13 protein-coding genes are annotated in these 22,704 nt (G+C 73.0%); 9 read left to right on the forward strand and 4 right to left on the reverse strand.

Annotated features, from left to right (window positions below):
• The first annotated feature begins 3 nt into the window (after nt 1–3).
• Both ACFYO8_RS01460 and ACFYO8_RS01465 read left to right on the forward strand, forming a co-directional pair.
• On the forward strand, nt 4–2,676 hold the full coding sequence (locus ACFYO8_RS01460) for a cation-transporting P-type ATPase (protein WP_354864050.1): 2,673 nt from the start codon (nt 4–6) through the stop codon (nt 2,674–2,676).
• Nucleotides 2,677–2,697: 21 nt separating this feature from the next.
• On the forward strand, nt 2,698–3,627 hold the full coding sequence (locus ACFYO8_RS01465; RefSeq protein ID WP_354864048.1) for a universal stress protein: 930 nt from the start codon (nt 2,698–2,700) through the stop codon (nt 3,625–3,627).
• A 27-nt stretch (nt 3,628–3,654) separates the two neighbouring features.
• Here the strand turns inward: ACFYO8_RS01465 and ACFYO8_RS01470 are convergent, their stop codons facing one another.
• Together ACFYO8_RS01470 and ACFYO8_RS01475 are read right to left on the reverse strand one after the other, a co-directional pair.
• The gene (locus ACFYO8_RS01470; RefSeq protein ID WP_354864046.1) at nt 3,655–3,954 is read right to left on the reverse strand and encodes an STAS domain-containing protein; all 300 of its coding nucleotides are present in this window, start codon (nt 3,952–3,954) and stop codon (nt 3,655–3,657) included.
• Nucleotides 3,951–8,099 (reverse strand): SpoIIE family protein phosphatase, encoded by a 4,149-nt coding sequence (locus ACFYO8_RS01475; protein ID WP_354864045.1) that lies wholly within the window; start codon nt 8,097–8,099, stop codon nt 3,951–3,953. Before ACFYO8_RS01475 ends, ACFYO8_RS01470 begins: the two co-directional genes overlap by 4 nt.
• 304 nt (nt 8,100–8,403) lie before the next feature.
• On the opposite strand from ACFYO8_RS01475, the gene rph reads away from it, so the two are divergent.
• Nucleotides 8,404–11,001 (forward strand): rifamycin-inactivating phosphotransferase, encoded by a 2,598-nt coding sequence (gene rph / locus ACFYO8_RS01480; protein ID WP_357710951.1) that lies wholly within the window; start codon nt 8,404–8,406, stop codon nt 10,999–11,001.
• 46 nt (nt 11,002–11,047) lie between these two features.
• Here the strand turns inward: rph and ACFYO8_RS01485 are convergent, their stop codons facing one another.
• A complete protein-coding gene (locus ACFYO8_RS01485; protein WP_355094894.1) occupies nt 11,048–13,156 on the reverse strand; it encodes a cellulase family glycosylhydrolase in 2,109 nt (702 codons plus the stop codon).
• A gap of 303 nt (nt 13,157–13,459) precedes the next feature.
• On the opposite strand from ACFYO8_RS01485, the gene ACFYO8_RS01490 reads away from it, so the two are divergent.
• The 6 genes from ACFYO8_RS01490 (at nt 13,460) to mmsB (ending at nt 20,723) form a co-directional block, all read left to right on the forward strand.
• Nucleotides 13,460–13,828 carry a MerR family transcriptional regulator gene (locus ACFYO8_RS01490; protein ID WP_355094896.1) on the forward strand — a complete coding sequence of 123 codons (369 nt, stop codon included), beginning with the start codon at nt 13,460–13,462 and terminating at the stop codon, nt 13,826–13,828.
• A gap of 42 nt (nt 13,829–13,870) precedes the next feature.
• Complete coding sequence (locus ACFYO8_RS01495; protein ID WP_355094898.1) at nt 13,871–14,965, forward strand: 12-oxophytodienoate reductase; 1,095 nt, start codon at nt 13,871–13,873, stop codon at nt 14,963–14,965.
• Nucleotides 14,966–15,136: 171 nt separating this feature from the next.
• Nucleotides 15,137–16,513 carry an endo-1,4-beta-xylanase gene (locus tag ACFYO8_RS01500; RefSeq protein ID WP_387188617.1) on the forward strand — a complete coding sequence of 459 codons (1,377 nt, stop codon included), beginning with the start codon at nt 15,137–15,139 and terminating at the stop codon, nt 16,511–16,513.
• Between the two features lie 202 nt (nt 16,514–16,715).
• A complete protein-coding gene (gene chvE, locus ACFYO8_RS01505) occupies nt 16,716–17,855 on the forward strand; it encodes a multiple monosaccharide ABC transporter substrate-binding protein (protein ID WP_355094902.1) in 1,140 nt (379 codons plus the stop codon).
• A gap of 82 nt (nt 17,856–17,937) precedes the next feature.
• Complete coding sequence (mmsA, locus tag ACFYO8_RS01510) at nt 17,938–19,476, forward strand: multiple monosaccharide ABC transporter ATP-binding protein (RefSeq protein ID WP_354864033.1); 1,539 nt, start codon at nt 17,938–17,940, stop codon at nt 19,474–19,476.
• Nucleotides 19,473–20,723, forward strand: a complete 1,251-nt coding sequence (gene mmsB / locus ACFYO8_RS01515; RefSeq protein ID WP_354864031.1) for a multiple monosaccharide ABC transporter permease — start codon at nt 19,473–19,475, stop codon at nt 20,721–20,723. Before mmsA ends, mmsB begins: the two co-directional genes overlap by 4 nt.
• Nucleotides 20,724–20,782: 59 nt before the next feature.
• On the opposite strand, the gene ACFYO8_RS01520 is transcribed toward mmsB, so the two are convergent.
• Entirely contained in the window at nt 20,783–22,438 is a 1,656-nt protein-coding gene (locus ACFYO8_RS01520) for a ricin-type beta-trefoil lectin domain protein (protein WP_354864029.1), read from the reverse strand.
• Between the last annotated feature and the right edge of the window lie 266 nt (nt 22,439–22,704).

The raw sequence follows: 22,704 nt of genomic DNA on the forward strand, positions 1-22,704 counted from the left end.
GCCATGCTGGAACGGCCCGGCGCGGGCGGCGACGACACGGAGGACGATGTGGTGTTCAACGGCGGGCCCGCTACAGCGACGACGCCCACCGAGATCTCTCCGGCTTTCGCGACCGGGCTCGGCTCCGCCGAGGCGGCCGCCCGGCTGCGCGCCGACGGTCCGAACACCGTGGCCGCCCCGCGCAAGCGCGGACTCGCCGGCCGGATCCTCCGCCAGCTCACCGACCCGCTGGTGGCGCTCCTGCTGGCCGCCGCCGTGGTGACCACGCTGCTGCGCGACTACCCGGACACCGCGGTGATCGTGCTGGTCGTCCTGATCAACACGGCGATCGGCGTGGTGCAGGAGGTACGCGCCGACCGGGCCGTCGCGGCGCTGGACCGGCTCGCCGCGCCGACCGCGCGCGTCGTCCGCGACGGCCGCGACCTCGTGCTGCCCGCCGCCGACCTGGTCCGGGGCGACCTGGTCCGGCTGGAGGCGGGCGACGTGGTGCCCGCCGACCTCGACCTCACCGCCGCCGTACGCCTCAGCCTGGACGAGTCGGCGCTGACCGGCGAGTCGGTGCCGGTGGCCCGGGCCGCGGGGGAGGAGGCGAGCGCGGGCACCGTCGTCACCACCGGCCGTGCCGCCGGAACCGTGGTGCGCACCGGCGCGGCGAGCGCGCTGGGCCGGATCAGCGCCCTCGTCGCGGCGACCCGGCCGGCGCCCACCCCGCTGCAACGACGTCTCTCCTCCCTCGGCCGGGTGCTCGGCCTGACCGCCGTGGTGCTCTCCGGGCTGGTCTTCGCGATCGGCGTACTCGACGGGCGGCCGGTCACGCAGATGGCGGTCACCGCTGTCAGCCTCGTGGTGGCGGCCGTGCCGGAGTCGCTGCCCGCCGTCGTCACGCTCGCACTTGCCCTGGGCGCGCGCCGGATGGCCGGCAGCCGGGCCATCCCCCGCCGGCTGCACGCGGTGGAGACCCTCGGCTCGGTCACGGTGATCGCCTCCGACAAGACCGGCACGCTCACCGAGGGCCGGATGGCGGTGCAGTACGCGGTCGTCCCCGGCCGCGACCGCTACGCCGTCACCGGCATCGGCTACGCGCCCGACGGCGAGGTGCACCACCGGGGCGAGCCGGTGAGCGCCCCCGACGAGCTGCGCGCCCTCGCCCGCGCCGGGCTGCTCTGCAACGACGCCACCGTGACGCCACCGACCGACGAACGGCCGGAGTGGACCGCCATCGGTGACCCGCTGGAGGCGGCGCTGGTCACGTTCGGCGCCCGCTGCGGCCTGGACCCGGAGACCACCCGCGGGGCCTGGCCCCGGGTGGCGGAGGCCCCGTTCGACCAGGACCTGCGCCGGATGACCACCGTGCACCGCCGCGACGACGGGCGCTACCTGGTGGTCTGCAAGGGCGCCCCGGAGAACCTGCTGGCCGCGCCGCTGGTGGACGCCGACGCCGGGGAACTGGCCGAGCTGACCGACGCCGCGCACCGGCTCGCCACCGAAGGGCTCCGGGTGCTGGCGGTCGCCGCCGCGGTGGTCGACACCGTGCCGGACCCGGCCCGGCCGACCGGCCTGCGCCCGCTGGGCCTGGTCGCGGTCGGCGACCCGCTGCGGGCGGCCGCGCCCGGCATCGCCGCGGGTTTCGAGGAGGCCGGCATTCGGCTGGTACTGATCACCGGTGACCACCCGGCGACCGCCGCCGCCATCGGCGGGCGGCTCGGGCTCTGGCGCGACGGCGACCCGCTCGCCAACGGCGACGACGGCGACCCGGGCCGGGCCCACCCCGAGACCCGGGTGTACGCGCGGACCCAGCCGGAGCAGAAGCTCGACATCATCGCCGGCCTTCAGAACCAGGGGCACGTGGTGGCGATGACCGGCGACGGCGTGAACGACGCCCCGGCGCTACGCCGCGCGGACATCGGCGTGGCGATGGGCGGCGGCACCGAGGTGGCCCGGCAGGCCTCCGACCTGGTGCTCGTCGACGACGACCTGACCACTGTGGCGACCGCCATCGGTGAGGGCCGCCGCATCTACGACAACATCCGCCGGTTCCTGCGCTACGCGCTCGCCGGTGGCGTGGCCGAGATCGCGGTGATGCTGCTCGGCCCGCTGGTCGGCCTGCCGGTGCCGCTTCTGCCGGCGCAGATCCTCTGGATCAACCTGCTCACCCACGGCGTTCCCGGGGTGGCGCTGGGCGCGGAACCGGCCGAGCCGGGCACGCTGCGCCGGCGACCCCGCTCGCCGCAGGAGTCGGTGCTCGGCGGTGGCCTGGGCCGGGACGTGCTGCTCACCGGCGCGCTGATCGCCGCGGCGACGCTCGGCGCCGGTGTCTGGGCCGCGGCGGCGGACCGGCCGTGGCAGTCGGTGGTGTTCGTGGTGCTCGGCCTGGCCCAGCTCGGCGTGGCGCTGGCGGTCCGCGCGACCCGTACGCCGGGCACGCGCGAACGCAACCTCGCGTTGCCGGTGGCGGTCGCGGTCTCCGCGGTCCTGCAGGTGGCGGGCGTGCTGCTGCCGCCCCTGCGCGAGCTGCTCGGCACGTCTCCGCTCAGCGCGCTCGACCTGCTGGCCTGCGCCGCGATCGGCGTACTGCCCGGTCTGGTGCTGCGGCTGACCCGCCGCTTCCGGGGGACCGGCGACCCCCGGGTGGGGACCGACGGCCCTGCCGGGCCGGCCGCCGGACGGGCAGGCTGAGGACGAGCGAAGGAGGATGTCATGACGATCCGCCCGCAGGCCCCCGTCGTGGTGGGCGTGGACGGCTCCGCCGCCGCGCTGGACGCGGTCCGGGTGGCCGCCCGCGAGGCCGCCGACCGCAACCGCCCGTTGCAGGTGGTGCACGCCTTCATCTGGCCGCTGACCCGCGCGCCGCTCACCCCGGCGCCGGGCGCGCCCGCCGGCGCCGGCCTGCGCAACCAGGCCGAGCGGTGCGTCGCCGAGGCGGTCGCCGAGGCCCGCAAGGTCGCGCCGGACGTACCGGTCACCGGCGTGGTGGCCGACGGCGCGGCGGCGGCGGTGCTCGTCGCCGAGTCCCGCGACGCGGCGCTGATCGTGCTCGGCCACCGCGGCCTGGGCGGCTTCGCCGGCCTGCTGATCGGCTCGGTCACGCTCCAGGTGTCGGCCCGCGCGCACTGCCCGGTGCTGGTGACGCGCGGCGAGGCGCGCGCCGACGGCCCGGTCGTGGTCGGCGTGGACGGTTCCGAGTCGTCCACCGCGGCGGTCGGGTTCGCGTACGAGGAGGCCGCCCGCCGGGACGCGCCGCTGGTCGTGCTGCACGCGTGGCTGTATCCCACCCCGATCGGCCCCGGCGACATCCTGCCCCTGGTGTACGACCCGGCGGCGCTCGAAGAGGAGTCCAGGCGGGTCGTCGCCGAGTCGATCGCCGGCTGGGCCGAGCGCTACCCGGACGTGCCGGTGCGGCAGCGGTCGGTCCGCGGCGCCCCGGCCCGGGTGCTGGTGGAGCAGTCGAAGGACGCCCAGTTGGTGGTGGTCGGCGCGCACGGCCGCGGCGCGCTGGGCGGGCTGCTGCTCGGGTCGGTGAGCCACGCGGTGCTGCACCACGCCCACTCGCCGCTGGTGATCGTGCGTAACCTGCCGGAGGTGGCCCGTGACCTGGCCGGGTCCGGAGAGCCGGCCACACCGGGCTGATGACGCGTCACCGCCGTCGGCGGCGCGTCAGGCGCTGCGGACCGTGGTGAGGTCGGCCAGCCCGGAGATGGTCAGCAGCGGCTCCAGCAGCGGGCCGGCGACCAACGCGATCCGGTCGGCGTGCGGGAACAGCGCGGCCAGCCCGGCGCTGTCCAGGTACTCCACCTCGGTGAGGTCCACGAGCAGGGGATCGCCGTCGGCGCGCACGGCCCCGGCCAGCGCGTCGGCGAACGTGGACGCGTTGCTCATGTCTATCTCGCCGACGGCGGCCAGCACGCGTACGCCGTCCGGGCTGTCGCTCGTGGTCAGAGTCAGGGACGTGCTCATGGCGTGATCCTCGCCTGCATGTCAACCGTGGTGCCGGTCGCCCCCGCGGTGACGCTGATGCTGTCCATCAGCGCGCGCATGAGCACGAGTCCCCGGCCGCGGTGCGGGTCGGAAGGCTGGTCCCGGTCCCGCCAGTGCCCGCTGTCGGTGACACTCAGGCGCAGGTCGTCGGCGGTGGCGGCGGCGCGCAGCCGGATCCGGCCGCCCGGGTCGTCGCGGTGCCCGTGCTCGATCGCGTTGGCGCACGCCTCGCCCGCCGCCACCAGGATGTTGTAGGCGTGGGCCGGGGCCAGCCCGCAGCGGTCGAGCCATCCCCGCAGCGCGGTGCGGACCTCGGCCAGCCGTGTCGACTCGGCGGGGAACTCCAGCTCCAACGGCCCGGGGTGGCGGTAGAGCAGCAGCGCCACGTCGTCGTGGTAGCCGCCGTCGGGGGTGAGCCGGGCCATGATCTCGGTGGCCAGCGTCTCGATCGGTGCCTGGTGGCCCTGCTGGATCGCGTGGGTCGCGCGGGCGATGCCGGTGGTGATGGGCTGGCGGCGGCGCTCCACGAGGCCGTCGGTGTAGAGCATCAGGGTGGCGCGCGCCGGCACCGTCGCCTCCGCCTGCGGCCGTTCCTGGCCCGGGCGTACGGCCAGCGGCCGGGACCGGCCGTGTTGCAGGAGTTCGGGAGTGCCGTCGGCGCGGACCACGATGGCCGGCGGGTGACCGGCGCTGGAGTAGCGCAGCAGGCCGGTGGCCGGGTCGAGGACGCCGCAGAAGACGGTGGCGCAGGCGGCCCCCGGCAGCAGCGCGGCGAACCGGTCCAGGGCCACGAGCGTCCCGGCCGGGCTGGGGTCCTGCAACAGCAGTGCCCGGCAGGCGCTGCGCAACTGCCCCATCACCGTCGCGGCCCGCAGGCCGTGTCCGACGCAGTCGCCGACCACGATGCCGATGCGCCCGTCCGGCAGTTCCACGGTGTCGTACCAGTCGCCGCCGACCTTGAGCGGCATCGCGGCGGGGGAGTATCGCACCGCGAAGCCGGCGGGCAGCTGCGCCGGGCCGAGGATCGCCCGCTGCAGGGCCAGCGCGGTCTCCCGCTGCTGGTCGATCTGGTGCACCCGGTGCAGTGCCTGGCCGATGTGGCCGGCCAGCAGCGCCAGCAGGGTCTGGTCCTGCTCGGTGAAGGGCCGCTTCTCGCCCAGGTCGATCCAGAGCGCCATGGTGCCGTGCGGGTGTTCGACGGCGATGCCGGCGCCGTGCGTACGCGTCGCCACCGGCGTCAGCAGCGGCGTGTCCCGCAGCGCGAGCAACGCCTGCCGGCGCTCGTGCGGCAACGTCTCCCACCGTGCCGCCGGGTCGGTGGCGGTCACGTCGGGGGCGGGCGGGTCACCGAAGACGGCGGCGAGGACGCCCGCGGCCCGCCACAGCTTGCGCAGCTCGTCCAGCACCCCGTGCAGCGCGTCGGTGAGGTCCTCGGCCTGCGACAGCCGCATGCTCAGCCCGGCCAGGGCGGTCTCCCGCTGCACCGCGTAGTGCTCCGCGGTGACGTCCCGGAACGTACCGACGATCATCCGCCGCCCGCCGTCCGGGTCGTCTACCTGGTTGAACGCAGCCGAGATCCAGATCCGGTGCCCGGCGCGATGGGTCACCGGCACGGTGTAGGTGCCACGGGTCTGCCCGACGAGCGTGGAGAACGCCTCCGCCACCTGACGGTGCGCCTCGGGTTCGGCCTCCCGGTCCGGCCACCACGGGTGCACCGGCGGATAGGGCAGTCCGTCGGTGTCGTAGCCGAGGATGCCGGTGAACGCCGCGTTGATCTCGATCACCGCGCCCTCCTCGTCGCAGACGAAGAACCCCTCCTGCAACGAGTCGACGAGCGCGGTACGCCAGCGGGCGTGGTGGTTGCGCAGCCGGGCCAGCTCCACGTTGGCGCGTACGCGGGCCAGCAGCTCGGCGGCCGGGAACGGCTTGACCAGGTAGTCGTCGGCGCCGGCCTCCAACCCCTCGATCGAGGCCTCCTGACCGGCGCGGGCGGACAGCAGCAGCACCGGGGTGCCGGCCGTACGCTGGTCGGCGCGCAGCGCGGCGACGAGTTGCAGGCCGTCGAGCCGAGGCATCATCACGTCGCTGACCACCAGGTCCTGGGTGTGCGCGCGGGCGGCGTCCAGCGCGGCCTGCCCGTCGGCGACGGCCCGCACCTCGTGCCCGGCCGAGCGCAGCAGCCGGGTGAGGTACTCCCGCATGTCGGCGTTGTCGTCGGCCACCAGGACGCGGGCCGGCGCCCCGCCGGGCAGCGGCTGGACCGGCCCGCCGGCCGGATCGTCGCCACCGAGCGCGGCTCCCGGGTCGGCGGGCAGCCAGCGCAGTGCCTCCTGCACGAACGGCTCGGCCGACGCGGATGTCCGGCCGGTGCCCGCCGGGGCGAGCGCGTCGGCGGGCAGGTGGGCGGCACCGAGCGGCAGCCGGATCGTGAAGGTGGTGCCGCTGCCCACCGCGCTGTGCGCGTCGATGTCACCGCCGTGCAGCGTGACCAGCTCCTTGACCAGGGCCAGGCCGATCCCGCTGCCCTCGTCGGACCGGGAGCGGGCGTTCTCGATGCGGTGGAACCGCTCGAACAGGCGCGGCATCTCGTCGGCGGGTACGCCGATGCCGGTGTCGGAGATCCGCAGCACGGCCGTGTCGCCCTCGGCGCGCAGCTCCACCCGGATGGTGCCGTCGAAGGTGAACTTCAGCGCGTTGCTGAGCAGGTTGAGCACCACCTTCTCCCACATGCCGACGTCCAGGTGCACCGGCTCGGGCAGGGGCGGGCAGTCGACCTCGAAGGACAGACCGGCCCGTTCGATCGCCGACCGGAAGACACTCGCCAGGTCGGCGGTCACCGCGGCCAGGTCCACCGGTTCGTAGCGGGCCTGCATCCGCCCGGCCTCGATCCGGGAGAAGTCGAGCAGGCTGTTCACCAGCTTGCCCAGGCGCAGCCCGTTACGGCGGATGACGTCCAGCTCGGCGCGGACCTGCTCGTCGGCGTCCGGCAACCGGCCGCGCAGCTCGTCCAGCGGTCCCATGATCAACGTGAGTGGGGTGCGGAACTCGTGGCTGATGTTGGAGAAGAACGCGGTCTTCGCGCGGTCCAGATCAGCGAGCTCCTCGGCCCGCCGCTGCTGCGCCTGGTAGCTACGGGCGCTGGCGATACCGGTGGCCAGATGCCCGGCGGTCAGCTCGACGAAGCCGCGGTACCCGTCGTCCAGCTCCCGGTAGCGGTTCAGCCCGGCGACCAGGAACCCGTACGGCGCCCCGCCCTGCTGCCGCAGCGGGACCAGGAGCGCCTCGGTGGGCGGGGCGGTCCAGACGCCGGTGGGAAGGTCCGCGAAGGCCGGGCCGTCGAGCGCGACCCGCACCGACTCGCCGTCGGCGGGGGCCTCCGCCGGCCACGGTGCGGCGGGGTCACCGGGGGACAGGGTGGCCGGTGCTGCCGGGTGGCCCGCCGCCAGCCCGGTCGCCTCCACCAGCCGGGCGCCACCGTCGTCGTCGTACAGGTAGGTGAGTGTGAACGGCAGGTCCTGCGGGTTGCGGGCCAACTGGCGGCTGACGAACGCCAGCGTCTCCTGCTCGGTGCGGATGACGCTCGGGTCCGAGCCGAGGTCACGCAGCGTGGCCATCCGCCGCTCACCGATGACCCGCTCGGTGTCCTCGCTGACCACGCAGAGCATCCCGACCAGGCCGCCGTCGTCGGCGCGCAGCGGGCTGTAGGAGAACGTGTGGTACGTCTCCTCGCGGTAGCCGGCGCGCTCCAGGAACAGCAGCAGGCCCTCGTCCCAGGTCGCCTCGCCGGTGCGCAGCACGGTGTCCACGCGGGGGCCGATGTCGTCCCAGATCTCCGCCCACACCTCGTTCGCCGGACGTCCCAGCGCCCACGGGTACTTGCGGCCCAGCGTGTCCCGCCGGTAGGCGGCGTTGCAGAAGAAGGTGAGCTGCGGCCCCCAGGCCATCCACATCGGGAACCGGGAGGACAGCAGGATCCGCACCGCGGTCCGCAGGCTCTGCGGCCAGGTGTCCGGCGGGCCCAGGGGGTGCGCCGACCAGTCGATCCGCGCCAGGTCCGGCCCGATCTCACCGTCGACGGCGAAGACGTCGGCACGCGTACGCGGGTCGGTGTCAGCGCCGCTCATCGCCCGAGTCTCCCCCCACCCCGTCCGGTCCCGCTCGTCCAGTCCGCGGGCGGGCCCCGCGTCCTCGTGGTCGATTCTTGCCCCGTCGCGCCCTCGGCACTCCACCCGGGGCGGGGAGATCTGACTCACCAGGCGGCAGCGGGTCAGGGCAGGGGGTTCGTAGAGGAGCGCAAACGAGTGGCGAGGAGACGTATCTCCTCGCCACTGTCAACGTATATCGCACCCGGGGTCTTGCCGCAAGGCCCCGGTGTTGCCGCAGAATTCTCGCCCGACGCGGATCGAGCTGCGGAAACGGGGGAACGGCATGGCCGGACGGTACGTGTGGGAACTGCGCGAGGTGAACGACACGCGCATCGCCGCGGTCGGCGGCAAGGGCACGCAGCTGGGCGCGTTGACGCGCATCGACGGGGTGCGCGTACCACCTGGTTTCTGCGTCACGACCGGCGCCTTCCGGCTTGCCGTGGCGCGGACGCCGGCGCTCGCCGGCCCGCTGGACCGGCTCGCCGGCGCGGACGGGGACGACCCGGCGGCGATCCGGACGGCCGCCGCCGAGGTCCGCCGCGTCGTCGAGGGGACCGCGTTGCCCGGCGAGGTCGCGGCGGCGGTCACCGCCGCGCTGGCCGGGCTCGGCGCCGACGGCGCGTACGCCGTGCGGTCGAGCGCGACAGCGGAGGACCTGCCGGCCGCCTCGTTCGCCGGCCAGCAGGACACCTACCTGAACGTGGTGGGCACGTCCGAGGTGCTGCGGCACGTCAGTCGCTGCTGGGCCTCGCTGTTCACCGAGCGGGCGGTGACGTACCGGCGGCGGCACGGCATCGACGACCGCGCCGTGGAGATGGCGGTGGTGGTGCAGCGGATGGTCGTCCCGGACTCGGCCGGGGTGATGTTCACCGCCGACCCGGTCACCGGAGACCGGACGGTGGTCGCGGTGGAGGCCGGGTTCGGTCTCGGCGAGGCCCTGGTCTCCGGCCTGGTGAACCCGGACGTTCTCACGGTGCGCGACGGCACGGTCGTGGCCAGGACGATCGGCGCGAAGTCGCGGGAGGTGCGCGCGGTGCCCGGCGGCGGCACCCGGGAGACGCCCGTCGACCCGGCGCGGCAGGCCCGGCCCGCGCTGACCGACGCCCAGGCGGTACGCCTCGCCGCGCTGGGCCGGCTGATCGAGGCGCGCTTCGGGCGCCCGCAGGACATCGAGTGGGCCCTGACCGGCGACGACGTGCACATCCTTCAGAGCCGGCCGATCACCACGCTGTTCCCGGCGCCGGCTGCCGCCGACAACCGGTTCCACGTCTACCTGTCGGTCGGGCACCAGCAGATGATGACCGACGCGATGACGCCGCTGGGCCTGTCGATGTGGCGGCTCACCGCCATGGCGCCGATGCACGAGGCGGGCGGGCGGCTGTTCGTCGACGCCACGCCGTACCTGGCCACTCGGGCCGGCCGGGCCGCGTTCCTGGACATGATCGGCCGGGCCGACCCGCTCACCCGGGACGCGCTGGAGACGGTCCTCGCCCGCGACGTCCTGCCGGCCGTGCCGGATCCGGCGACGGACGCCCGGCCGGCCGGCGGCCCGCCGCCCCCGATCGACACCGACCCGGCGATCGTCGTCACGCTGGTCGAGCGCAGCCGGGCGTCCGTCGCCGCGCTGCGCCGCGACATCGGTGGCCGATCCGGACCCGAGCTGTTCGACTTCCTGACCGAGGCGTTCGCCGAGCACAAGCGGGTGCTCACCGATCCGCTGAGCGGCCAGGCGATCATGGCGGGGATGCAGGCCGCCTGGTGGCTCGACGACAAGCTGGGGGAGTGGCTCGGCGAGCGCGGCACGGCCGACACGCTCACGCTCTCCGCGCCCGGCAACGTCACCGCCGAGATGGGACTGGCGTTGCTCGACGTGGCCGACGTGATCCGCGCGTACCCCGAGGTGGTGGCGTTCCTGCGGGACCACGCCGCCGACGACGGGTTCCTGGACGAGCTGCCCGGGCTGCCGGGCGGCGCGCAGGCGCGCGACGCCATCGCCGGCTATCTCGACCGGTACGGCATGCGCTGCGTCGGGGAGATCGACATCAGCCGGCCCCGGTGGAGCGAGCGGCCCGTCACGCTGGTGCCGCTGATCCTGGACAACGTCCGCAACTTCGCCCCGGGAGCCGCCGCGCGCCGCTTCGCCCACGGCCGGGAGCGGGCCGAGGCGAAGGCCCGGGAGGTGCTCGACCGCCTGCGCGCGCTGCCCGACGGCGACCGCAGGGCCGCCGAGACGCAGGCCATGATCGAGCGGGTACGGACGTTCGCCGGCTACCGCGAGTACCCGAAGTACGACATCGTGAGCCGCTACGCGGTCTACAAGGCGGCGCTCGTGGCCGAGGCCGGCCGGCTGGCGCGGGCCGGTGTGCTCGCCGATCCCGAGGACGCCTTCCACCTCACCTTCGACGAGTTCCGCGAGGCCGCGGCCACCGGCCGGGTGGACGCCGGGCTGATCCGCCGGCGCCGGGAGGAGTTCCGGGCGCACCAGGGGCTCACCCCGCCCCGGGTGCTCACCTCCGACGGCGAGGCCCTCAACGGCTCGTACCGGCGTGACGACGTGCCCCCGGGCGCCCTGGCGGGGCTGGCGGTCTCGGCCGGCGTGGTCGAGGGGCGGGCGCGGGTCGTGGCGGACCTGGCCGGGGCCGACCTGGAGCCGGGCGACATCCTCGTCACCGCGCACACCGACCCGAGCTGGACGCCGCTGTTCGTGGGTGCCGCCGGCCTGGTGACGGAGGTGGGCGGCCTGATGACGCACGGCGCGGTGATCGCCCGCGAGTACGGCCTGCCGGCCGTGGTCGCGGTGCCGGACGCGACCCGGCTGATCCCCGACGGCGGGCGGATCCGCGTGCACGGCACCGACGGGTACGTCGAGCTGCTGTCCTGACGGCCGGTCCGGGTCCCGGCGTGCCCGCCGGGACCCGGAGCGCCGGTCAGGCGGGGCTGCCGGTCACCGTGTCTCCGGACCTGACTATCCGGTACGTGACCTGGGTGCCGCTCCAGAAGTGGAAGGTGAGCGTGACCGGGCCGTCGTCGACCTCGGCGAAGAACTCCGGCTTCAGGAGGATCGTGTTCGCGGCGTAGTCGGGCTGGAAGTGCGTCCAGAACTCCTTGTACGGAGTCCAGTCGGCCGGCCCGGCGGGGCTGCCGTCGGCGTACTTCGCCTCCATCGTGGCCAGCTCGTCGCCGTTGAACCGGGTGGGGAGGGCGAAGGCGCCGGTCGTGCCGGTCGCCGCGGACTGCGTCGGCGGATCGTACGAGACGACGCTGATCTGCCACGGCACGCCGGCGGAGAAGCGGGCCTCGACGGTGGCGTTGACGCCCGGGGCGCGGCTGCCGGCCAGCCGGGCCACGGCCGCCCCGGTCAGCGTGAGCGTGGCGCCCGAGACGGTGTAGTCGGCGCCCTCGGCCAGCCTGGTGCCGCCCTGCCACAGCCCCTGGAACGTCGTGCCGTGCAGATCGAGCGTGAGTGCCTTGCCGGTGACGGCGCCGGTGCGGGCCACGTAGATCCGGTCCGAGGACGCGGTGGCGGAACGGGTGGTCCAGCTCGCCTTCATCAGCGCGAACAGGCCGGGGTCGCGCCACTGGAGGTCGTTGCGGTTGAGGAACGAACCGGCGTCCCAGAGGACAGTGGTGAGACCCCGGCTGCGGGCGTGGTAGCCGACGGCCTCGAAGAACTTGAGTAGTTCCCCGCGCTCGATGATGCCGGGCCGGGTGTAGTCGTAGCTGAGCAGCGCCCACTCGCCGATGACCACCGGGATGCCCCGGGAGACGAAAGTGTCGCGCACCCGGTTGAAGCCGTCGACCAGGTCCTGTTCGACGTTGGCGTCGTACCGGGTGCCGCCGGCGATGTTGACGCTGAACGGCCACCATCCGTAGAAGTGGACGGTCGCGGCGATGTGGTCGTCCTGGAGCCGGCCGATCGTTGCCGACAGCGCGTCGAGCCGGGCCTGCTCGGAGCTGGTGTGCAGGGTGGGCAGCACCAGTACGCGGCCGGTGTTGTTCCCGCCGGTGCGGCGTACCAGGCGGACGAACGCGGTGTTCAGCTCGTCCAGCACCTCGTCGCTCTGTGCGTCACCCGCGGTGCCGGTGAACTGCGGCTCGTTGATGCTCTCGAAGAGCAGCCTGGACGAGTGGTCGCGGAAGGTGGTGGCGATCTGGGTCCACAGGGCGGTGTACCGGTTCAACACGGTGGTGCGGTCACCGGGATAGGCGTTGAGCCACTGCCACGAGTCGTGATGCAGGTTGATCAGCACGTACAGGTCCTCGGCCAGCGCCCAGTCGACCACCTGGCGGATCCGGCTCAGCCAGGCCGCGTCGATGGTGTAGTCGGGCGCGGGACCGTGGTGGTTGCTCCAGGTCACCGGCATGCGGATGCTGCGGTAGCCCTGGGAACGCACCTGGTGCAGCAACGCCTGCGTCACCGGCGGGTTGCCCCACGACGTCTCGTCGGGGATGGCGTCGAACGTGTTCCCCAGCCCCCACCCGGGCTGCATGGCGGCCACGGTGGCCATCGCGTCGTCCGACGGCGACGGCGACGTGGACGGCGACGGCGACGGCGACCGGGAGACCGACGACGAGGGCGAGGGCGGCGGGGTGGAGGTCGGTCCGCCTCCGCTGTCGCCGCAGGTGACGCCGTTGAGGGCGAACGAGGTGGGCGCAGTGTTGGTGCCCGTCCAGGCCCCGTTGAACCCGAAGGACACGCTCGCGTCGGTGCCGATCGTGGCGTTGTAGCTCATGTTCTTCGCGGTCTGCCGGGCGCCGGCCGCGGTGACCGTCGCGTTCCATGCCTGCGTCACCCGCTGCCCGGACGGGAACGTCCAGGTCAGCTCCCAGCCGTTGACCGGGCTGCCCAGGTTGGCGACCGTGACGCCGGCGGTGAAGCCACCCGGCCACTGCGACGGCACGGTGTAGGTGACCCGGCAGCCGGCGGCGGCCTGGGCGTTGCCGGTGACGGTCAGGCCGCCGGTGACGGTGAGGGCCGCGACGGCGGCCACCAGGCAGATCCGCCGGCGGATCCGCCGGACGTTGCGTTCACTCATGAGGGGCTCCTCGCCGTGCTGGCGGTGTGGTCGGTGCCGGACGTGCGCGCCGGATCGCGTGGCGGCCGGCGGCGTGCCGGTGCGCGGCGCCTGCCCGGGGCGTGCGCGACGAGGTGGCGAGGGCTCCCACGGCTCGACCGAGGTCATTGATGTGACCGATAACATCGTCAGCCGTCGATGAGACTACCGGATGCGCGTGGAAACGTCGCGTGACCCCGCCGCCGGTTTCGATATCGTCGTGGTCGCCCGCGGCCGGCGCGGCCCGGCGGGGACGAGCGGGGACGCACGAACGCGGGAGGCGCGATGCGGATCGGGGAGCTGTCGGCGCGTACCGGGGTCAGCGCCCGGTCCATCCGGTACTACGAGCAGCAGGGCCTGCTCGCCGCCCTGCGGACGCCGAGCGGGCAGCGGGTCTTCGCCGAGTCGGCGGTGGACCGGATCCGGCTCATCCAGCGGCTGTTCGACGCCGGCCTGAGCAGCCGCCGGATGGCCGAGTTGCTGCCCTGCGTGACCGATCCGGAGATCCGCACCTCGCGGCTCACCGACCGGCTGCGCGAGGAGCGGGCCCGGATGACCGCCGAGATGGCACGGCTCGCGCACGCCGTCGCGGTGCTCGACGACGTGGTGTCCGACATGACGGTGACCGAGGACACCCGGGATCCGGCCGCCTGAGCACTTGCCCTTGACACCGGTGTCAACTCCTAGCGTCGGGCCATGAACGCGACTCTGGACACCGCATCGCCGGTGGCGCCGCTGCTGGAACCCGTCACCGTCGCCGGGCTGCCGTTGCCGTCCCGCTTCGTGATGGCGCCGATGACCCGGCACCGCGCGCCGGGTGGCGTGCCGACGCCGCAGATGGCCGACTACTACCGGCGCCGCGCCGCGGCGGGCATCGGCCTGATCGTCACCGAGGGCGTGCTCGTCGACCACCCCAGCGCCGGCCACGAGGACACCGTGCCGCGGGTGACCGCCGGCGCTGCGGAGGCCGGTTGGCGGGGCGTGGTCGACGCGGTGCACGCCGCCGGCGGCCGGATCGCCGCGCAGCTGTGGCATCTGGGCAGCCTCCGCGAACCGGTCGACGGCCGTCCGGCCTGGACCCCCTCGGGGGTACGCGAGCCGGGCCGCCCGGCGCCGCACGCGATGACCGCCGCCGACGCGGACGTGCTGCTGGCGGCGTACACGGACGCGGCACGGGTGGCGGTCCGGGCCGGATTCGACGCGGTCGAGATCCACGCCGCGCACGGTTACCTGCTGGACGAGTTCCTCTGGCCGTACACGAACCGCCGGACCGACGCGTTCGGCGGCTCGCCGGCGCGGCGGGCGGCGTTCCCGGCGGCGGTGGTGCGTGCGGTACGCGCACAGGTCCCCGCGGGCCGCCCGGTGATCGTGCGGTTCTCCCAGTTCAAGGAGCGGGCGTTCGACGCCCGGATCGCCGACACCCCGGCCGAGCTGGCGCAGATCCTCACCGCGTTCGCCGAGGCCGGCGCGGACGTGTTGCACGCCTCACAACGCCGCTTCTGGCAACCGGCGTTCGCCGGCTCGGCGCTGAACCTGGCCGGCTGGGCCAAGCGCCTCACCGGCCTGCCGACGATCACCGTCGGCTCGGTGGGGCTGCGGCGGGACTTCCTGCGCCCGGCCGGCCCGGAGTCGGTGGCGGGCCTGGCCGCACGGCTGGTGGACGGGGAGTTCGACCTGGTCGCGCTCGGCCGCGCGCTGCTGGGCAACCCGGCCTGGGTGACGCACGCCGCCACCGGCCGGCTGGACGAGATCGTCGACTACCGCAAGGCGCACGAGGACGTCTATCCCTAGGCGGCGGGGGGTTGACGCCGGGGGATGTTATCGCTCACAGTCGATGGCAGGGCATGAGCGCCGCAAGGCTCACCGGGCGAGCCGCGCTGGGCGTACCTCGACACCGTCACCGGACGCGGGGTCGGGGACTCGCACCACCACCATCGCGTAACCCCCGGAAGAGGAATCCGCATGAGACGAAAGAGAGCCTTGCTGACCACCGGCATCCTGGCCGGCGCGCTCGCCGCCGGGATGGCGGTGACCCTGGCGCCGGCCGCGAGCGCCGGCACCACGCTGCGCGCGGCGGCGGCCGAGAAGGGCCGCTACTTCGGTGCCGCGGTCGCCACCGGCAAGCTGTCCGACAACACGTACACGACGGTGTTGAACCGCGAGTTCAACTCCGTGGTGGCCGAGAACGAGATGAAGTGGGACGCCACCGAGCCGCAGCAGGGGCGGTTCACCTACACCGGTGGCGACCGGCTGGTGAGCCACGCCCGCGCGAACGGGATGTCGGTGCGCGGGCACGCACTGCTCTGGCACCAGCAGCAGCCGTCGTGGGCGCAGGGCCTGTCCGGCAGCGCGCTGCGCAACGCCGCGATCAACCACGTCACCCAGGTCGCCACCCACTTCCGGGGGCAGATCTACGCCTGGGACGTGGTGAACGAGGCGTTCGCCGACGGCGGCGGCGGCGGGCGTCGCGACTCGAACCTCCAGCGCACCGGCAACGACTGGATCGAGGCGGCCTTCCGGGCGGCCCGCGCGGCCGACCCGGGCGCGAAGCTCTGCTACAACGACTACAACACCGACGGCATCAACGCGAAGTCGACGGGCATCTACAACATGGTCCGCGACTTCAAGTCGCGCGGCGTGCCGATCGACTGCGTCGGCTTCCAGTCGCACCTGGGCACCACGATTCCCGGCGACTACCAGGCCAACCTCCAGCGCTTCGCCGACCTGGGCGTCGAGGTGCAGATCACCGAGCTGGACGTGATGACCGGCGGCAACCAGGCGAACATCTACGCCGCTGTCACCCGCGCCTGCCTGGCGGTGTCGCGCTGCGCCGGCATCACCGTGTGGGGCGTGCGGGACTGCGACTCGTGGCGCGGTTCGGACAACGCGCTGCTGTTCGACTGCTCGGGCAACAAGAAGGCGGCGTACAACGCGGTGCTCGACGCGCTGAACGCCGGGGGCGGCAACCCGCCGCCGACCACCACCCCGCCGCCGAACAACCCGACCACCCCGCCGCCGAACAACCCCACCACGCCGCCGCCGGGTCAGGGCGGATGCTCGGCGTCGGTGACGCTGAACTCGTGGACCGGCGGGTTCGTGGCGACGGTGAAGGTGACGGCGGGCTCCTCGGGCACCCGGGGCTGGACCGTCAGCATGACGCTGCCGGGCGGCGCGAGCATCACCAACACCTGGAGCGCGACGGCCAGCGGGAACAGCGGCGCGGTGCGGTTCACGAACGTGGACTACAACGGCCAGCTCGGCGCCGGCCAGAGCACCGAGTTCGGGTTCCAGGGCAACGGCAGCGGATCGGGCCTGACGCCCACCTGTTCCGCTAGCTGAGCCAGGGCCACCGCGAGGGCGACCGCGCCGTCGCCCTCGCGGTGCTCCACCACATCTCCCGTCCGACCTGGACCGTCGCCTCTGTTACGAGAAAGAGACGTGCGCATTTCGCGCGATTGGTTGACGGGGCAACTTGTGAGCGTTAACACTCGCCGTGAGGGTTACCTGTGTCACAGGGACCGCCACGACAGGGAGGACGCTCGTGCGCAGACGACTTCTGGCCGCACTCAGCGGTGCCGCGCTCGTGATCAGCCTGACCGCCTGCAGCGGCGAGGGCGCGGGAGGCGGCGGAGACACCAGCTCGGCCAAGCCCGGCGACCTGACCATCGGCGTCTCGATGCCGACCCAGACCTCGGAACGGTGGATCGCCGACGGCAATTCGGTGAAGGAGAAGCTGCAGGCGAAGGGCTACAAGGTCGACCTCCAGTACGCCGGCGACGACATTCCCACCCAGTCGCAGCAGATCGACCAGATGATCACCAAGGGCGCCGACGTGCTGGTCATCGCCCCGATCGACGGCACCGCCCTCAGCGGGCAGCTCCAGGCCGCCGCGGCGGCGAAGATCCCGGTCATCTCCTACGACCGGCTCATCCGCAACAGCCCCAACGTCAGCTTCTACGTCAGCTTCGACAACTACAAGGTCGGCGTGGCGCAGGCCAACGCGCTCCTGGTCGGGCTCGGCCTGCTCACCAAGGACGGCGCCAAGGGTGCCGCGACCGGCCCGTTCAACGTGGAGCTGTTCGCCGGCTCGCTCGACGACAACAACGCCGGTTTCTTCTTCAACGGCGCGATGGACACGCTCAAGCCGTACTTCGACGCCGGGACGCTGAAGGTCAAGTCGGGGCAGACCAAGATCGAACAGGCCGCCATCCTGCGCTGGCAGCAGGAGACCGCGCAGAAGCGGATGGAGGACCTGCTCACCTCCAGCTACAACGACGGCAGCAAGGTCGACGGCGTGCTGTCGCCGTTCGACGGCCTGTCCCGGGGCATCATCACCGCGCTGCAGAACGCCGGCTACCGCGGCGGCGCGAAGAAGATGCCGGTGGTGACCGGCCAGGACGCCGAGGTCGCCTCGGTCAAGCTCATCAACGACGGTGTGCAGAGCTCCACCGTGTTCAAGGACACCCGGCTGCTGGCCGAGCAGGCGGTCATCGCCGCCGAGGCGTTCCTGCGCAAGGAGGAGCCGAAGGCCAACGAGACCAAGGCGTACAACAACGGCGTCAAGGTCGTGCCGGCGTTCCTGCTGCCGGTGCAGACCGTCTACAAGGAGGACATCAAGTCCGTCCTCGTCGACTCGGGCTACCTGACCGAGGCGGAGGTGGCCGCCGGTCGAGCCGGCTGACCCCGCGGCGACGGGCCCGGCGGCCACCGCGCCCCGGGCCCGCCCGCTCCGGACACCACGACCACGAGCAGGACGGATATCCATGAGCGATCACATCCTCGAGATGCGTGGCATCACGAAGACCTTCCCCGGGGTGACCGCGCTCCAGGACGTCTCGCTCGCCGTACGGCGCGGCGAGATCCACGCGATCTGCGGTGAGAACGGCGCCGGCAAGTCCACCCTGATGAAGGTGCTGTCCGGTGTCTATCCGGCGGGCAGCTACGACGGTCAGATCGTCTTCGACGGCGAGCCGGTCGGGTTCCGGGGGATCCAGGACAGCGAGGCCCGCGGCATCGTCATCATCCACCAGGAACTGGCGCTGGTGCCCTACCTGTCGATCGCCGAGAACATCTTCCTCGGCAACGAGCGCCGCGGCCGCGGCGGGCTCATCGACTGGCATCGGACGAACGCGGAGGCCGCGGCGCTGCTGCGGTCGGTCGGGCTGCACGAGAACCCGGTCACCCCGGTCATCCAGCTCGGTGTCGGTAAGCAGCAACTCGTGGAGATCGCCAAGGCGTTGTCCAAGCGGGTCCGGCTGCTGATCCTCGACGAGCCGACAGCGGCACTCAACGACGTCGACTCGGCGCACCTGCTGGACCTGCTGCGCCGGCTGCGCGACCAGGGCATCACCTGCATCATGATCTCGCACAAGCTCGGCGAGATCACGGCCGTCGCCGACTCGACCACTGTGATCCGCGACGGCCGTACCGTCGAGACGCTGGACATGTCCGACGGCGCCGTCACCCAGGAGCGGATCATCCGCGGCATGGTCGGGCGCGACCTGGCCGCCTTCTACCCGACCCGCAGCGTGGCGCCCGGCGAGGAGGTGCTGCGGATCGAGGACTGGTCGGTGCGCCACCCGACCCAGGACCGCCTGGTCGTCGACCGGGCCTCGCTGCGCGTGCGGGCCGGCGAGGTCGTCGGCATCGCCGGCCTGATGGGCGCCGGGCGTACCGAACTGGCGATGAGCGTGTTCGGCCGGTCGTACGGCCGGGACATCCGCGGCCGGCTCTTCGTCAAGGGCCGCGAGGTACGGGCACGCACGGTGGCCGAGGCCATCGCCAACGGCATCGCGTATGCCACCGAGGACCGCAAGCGCTACGGCCTCAACCTGATCGACGACGTGCGGGGCAACGTCTCGGCCGCCGCGCTGGACAAGCTGGCCCGCCGCGGCTGGATCGACGGCAATCGGGAGATCCAGGTCGCCGAGCGGGGGCGGCGCGACATGAACATCAAGGCGCCGACGGTGATGTCGGTGGTGGGCAAGCTCTCCGGCGGCAACCAGCAGAAGGTCGTGCTGGCGAAGTGGCTGTTCACCGACCCGGACGTGCTGATCCTCGACGAGCCGACCCGGGGCATCGACGTGGGCGCCAAGTTCGAGATCTACACGATCGTCAACCGGCTGGTGGCCGACGGCAAGGCCGTCGTGCTCATCTCCTCCGAACTGCCCGAGCTGCTCGGCATGTGCGACCGCATCTACACCCTGGCGGCCGGCCGGATCACCGGGGAGATGCCGGTGGCCGACGCCACCCAGGAGAACCTGATGGAACTCATGACCAAGGACAGGGATCTCGTCGGATGACCAGCACGAAGCCTCCCCCCGAAACGAAGATCGCCGCCCCGGACACCGGCGCGGCGGCGACCCTGCACACCGGCACCAGCGACCCGCGCGCGCTGATCCTGGGCAACCTGCGGCAGAGCGGCATCTACATCGCCCTGGTGGTGATCGTGGCGCTGTTCGCGGTCCTCACCGACGGTGTCTCGCTGAGCCCGGGCAACCTGACGAACATCGTCCTCCAGTACTCCTACATCCTGGTGCTCGCGATCGGCATGGTCATCGTGATCATCGGCGGGCACATCGACCTGTCGGTGGGTTCGGTGGTGGCGCTCACCGGGGCGGTCTCGGCGGTGCTCGTCATCCGCGAGGGCCTGCCCTGGTGGGTCGGCGTCCTGGCCGCGCTCGCGGTGGGTGTCGCGGTCGGCGCGTGGCACGGCCTCTGGGTCGCGTACGCCGGCATCCCGGCGTTCATCGTCACCCTGGCCGGCATGCTCCTGTTCCGTGGCCTGACGCTGCGCGTGCTGGACAACATCTCGCTGTCGCCGTTCCCCGAGGAGTACCAGCGGGTCGCCGCCGGATTCCTCAACGGACTGCTGGGCGGCCAGGGCTACGACGCGTTCACGCTGTTCATCGGCGCGTTCGCGGTGGTCGGGTACGCCGCGAGCGTGTTCCGGACCCGGGTCGCCCGGGTGCGCCACGAGCAGCCGGTGGAGTCGTTCCCGCTGTTCGTCCTGCGGGTCGTGGTGGTCGGCGCCGTGGTCATGTGGTTCGCCTGGCAGCTCGCCCACGCCCGGGGCCTGCCGATCGTGCTGATCGTGCTGGCCGTGCTCGTGCTCGTCTACGGCCTGCTCACCCGACGGACGGTGTTCGGCCGCCGGGTGTACGCCATCGGCGGCAACCTGCCGGCGGCGATGCTGTCCGGCGTACGGGTGAAGCGGGTCAACTTCTGGATCTTCGTCAACATGGGCTTCCTGTCCGGCGTGGCGGGCGTGATCTACTCGTCCCGCTCCAACGGGGCCCAGCCGGCGGCGGGAAACATGTTCGAGCTGGACGCGATCGCCGCGGCCTTCATCGGCGGCGCGGCGGTCACCGGAGGCGTCGGCACCGTGGTCGGCGCCATGGTGGGTGGCCTGATCATGGCGGTGATGAGCAACGGGATGCAGCTCATGAGCATCGACCAGTCCGTCCAGTCGGTGGTGAAGGGCCTGGTGCTCCTCGTGGCCGTGGCGTTCGACATCTGGAACAAGCGCCGGGCCTCCGGCGCCCGGTGACGGCCGGCCGGACGCTCGCCCCTTCGTCCGGCCGGCCGCCGTTCACCGGCGGTAGCCGCTCAGGCCCGGCTCCACCGTTGGTTGGTGTTGCCGTGGCAGGTCCAGAGGATCACCCGGGTGCCGTTCGCGGTGCCGGCGTTGTCGACGTCCAGGCACAGCGACGGGAAGCGCACGTTGCTCACCGTGCCGTTGCCGTTGAACGTCCACTGCTGGTTGGTGCCGCCGTTGCAGTCCCAGATCTGCACCCGGGTCCCGGCCGTCGCGCTGGTCGGCACGTCCAGGCACTTGCCGAGCACCTGCAACGCCTGCCCGTTGGCGGTGAACTGCTGGTTGGCGTTGGTGTGGCAGTCCCAGATCAGCGCTCCGGTCCCGTTCGCGGTGCCGGCGTTGTCGACGTCGAGGCACCGGCCGGACGACTCGCTGCGCAGCCGGAACGTGGCCGGGACCGGCGGCGGGGTGGTGGTGCCGCCCCCGCTGACCCGGTAGACCACGGTGCCGTGCGCGGGCACGCTCGCCGAGATCGTCCCGGTGCTGCTGGACGTGGCGTCGGTCCACGCGTCGCGCAACGTGAACGAGCTGCCGCTCTTGCCCACCGCCGCCGCCGTGGTGGAGACGGTGGTGGTCGAGCCGCCCTGGTTGAACAGGGCTACCGCCACATCGCCGTTGGCCAGCGGCTTGGCCAGCACCCGCCGGGTGCCGTCGAAGGAGACCTGGACCGCTTGGCGGCCGAGCGTGTCCTGGTTGATCGCGACCAGGTTCGCGTTCCGCAGGATGGCGAGGGTGGCCGCGTTCGCCGAGCGTACGTCGTTGCCCATCATCAGCGGCGCGGCCAGGATCGACCAGAGCGCGAAGTGGCTGCGCATCTCGGTGTCGTTCATCCCGCCCCGGCCGACTTCGAGCATGTCCGGGTCGTTGAACCCGCCGGGGCCGGCGTACCCGGCCAGGGGCACAGTGACGTCGACGATGTTCTGGATACCCATCGGGTAGCCGTTGGTCTGGCCGGTGTTCCACGCGTTGGTGATGTCCTCGGTGGTCCGCCACAGGTTCGCCACGTCGCTCCAGTTGCGCTGCGGCCCGGTCTTGGCGTGGTAGCTGTTGGGGTTGATGCTGTAGACGATCGGCCGGCCGGTGGACGCCAGCGCGTCGCGCATGATGCCGAACCGCGCCACCTGGTCGTTTATCGTCCCGGTGCCGGAGCACCAGTCGTACTTGAGGTAGTCCACGCCCCAGGCGGCGAACTGGCGCGCGTCCTGGTACTCGTGGTTGAGGCTGCCGGTGGCGCCGGGGAACGCGCCGCCGACCTGGGCGCAGGTCTTGTCCAGCGGCACCTGGTAGATGCCGAACAGCAGGCCGCGGGCGTGCAGGTAGTCACCGAGCGACTTCATCCCGCTGGGGAACCGTTGCGGGTTCGCCTGGAGGTTGCCCTGCGCGTCCCGGTTCGGGTCGAACCAGCAGTCGTCCACGACGACGTACTTGTATCCGAGGTCGCGCAGGCCGTTGCTGACGATCGCGTCGGCGGTCTGGCGGATGAGCGTCTCGTTGATGTTGCAGCCGAAGGTGTTCCAGGTGTTCCAGCCCATCGGCGGGGTACGGGCGACGCCGTTGTCCAGCGCCTGGGCGGGACGCGGGGTCATCGCCTGGTCGGTGACTGTGGCGGCGAGCGCCACCGCCGCGACGCCCAGGACGGCGAGCGCCCGTCGGGTCCATCTGCGCACTGATCCTCCTCGGTCGCCGGGCGCCGGCCGTGCCGGCGTCCGGTTGGGAGCGGCCCGCCGAACGCACGACGTCGCCCGTGGTGCACCGGGGCGTACGCGGCACAGCAGTCGAGAGGGGCCGGCGGTCACCGGCGGGCGCTCATGGGTGGTGGGTCCGGCGGTCGACGGGGTCGCCGTCCACGTCGCCGCCCGGCTGCGGCGCCGGGGTTTCCCGGACGGCGGCGCCACGAAGCTGGGATGGCCAGAATGTTATCGCTGACATCCAT

Origin of the sequence: Micromonospora sp. NPDC005257 (assembly GCF_042872445.1) — a bacterium.
In the GTDB taxonomy this organism is placed as follows: domain Bacteria; phylum Actinomycetota; class Actinomycetes; order Mycobacteriales; family Micromonosporaceae; genus Micromonospora.

Coding starts and splice junctions, on each gene's coding strand:
- ACFYO8_RS01460 (WP_354864050.1), top strand. CDS start 4: ATGCTGGAACGGCCCGGCGCGGGCGGCGACGACACGGAGGACGATGTG.
- ACFYO8_RS01465 (WP_354864048.1), top strand. CDS start 2,698: ATGACGATCCGCCCGCAGGCCCCCGTCGTGGTGGGCGTGGACGGCTCC.
- ACFYO8_RS01470 (WP_354864046.1), bottom strand. CDS start 3,954: ATGAGCACGTCCCTGACTCTGACCACGAGCGACAGCCCGGACGGCGTA.
- ACFYO8_RS01475 (WP_354864045.1), bottom strand. CDS start 8,099: ATGAGCGGCGCTGACACCGACCCGCGTACGCGTGCCGACGTCTTCGCC.
- rph (WP_357710951.1), top strand. CDS start 8,404: ATGGCCGGACGGTACGTGTGGGAACTGCGCGAGGTGAACGACACGCGC.
- ACFYO8_RS01485 (WP_355094894.1), bottom strand. CDS start 13,156: ATGAGTGAACGCAACGTCCGGCGGATCCGCCGGCGGATCTGCCTGGTG.
- ACFYO8_RS01490 (WP_355094896.1), top strand. CDS start 13,460: ATGCGGATCGGGGAGCTGTCGGCGCGTACCGGGGTCAGCGCCCGGTCC.
- ACFYO8_RS01495 (WP_355094898.1), top strand. CDS start 13,871: ATGAACGCGACTCTGGACACCGCATCGCCGGTGGCGCCGCTGCTGGAA.
- ACFYO8_RS01500 (WP_387188617.1), top strand. CDS start 15,137: ATGAGACGAAAGAGAGCCTTGCTGACCACCGGCATCCTGGCCGGCGCG.
- mmsA (WP_354864033.1), top strand. CDS start 17,938: ATGAGCGATCACATCCTCGAGATGCGTGGCATCACGAAGACCTTCCCC.
- mmsB (WP_354864031.1), top strand. CDS start 19,473: ATGACCAGCACGAAGCCTCCCCCCGAAACGAAGATCGCCGCCCCGGAC.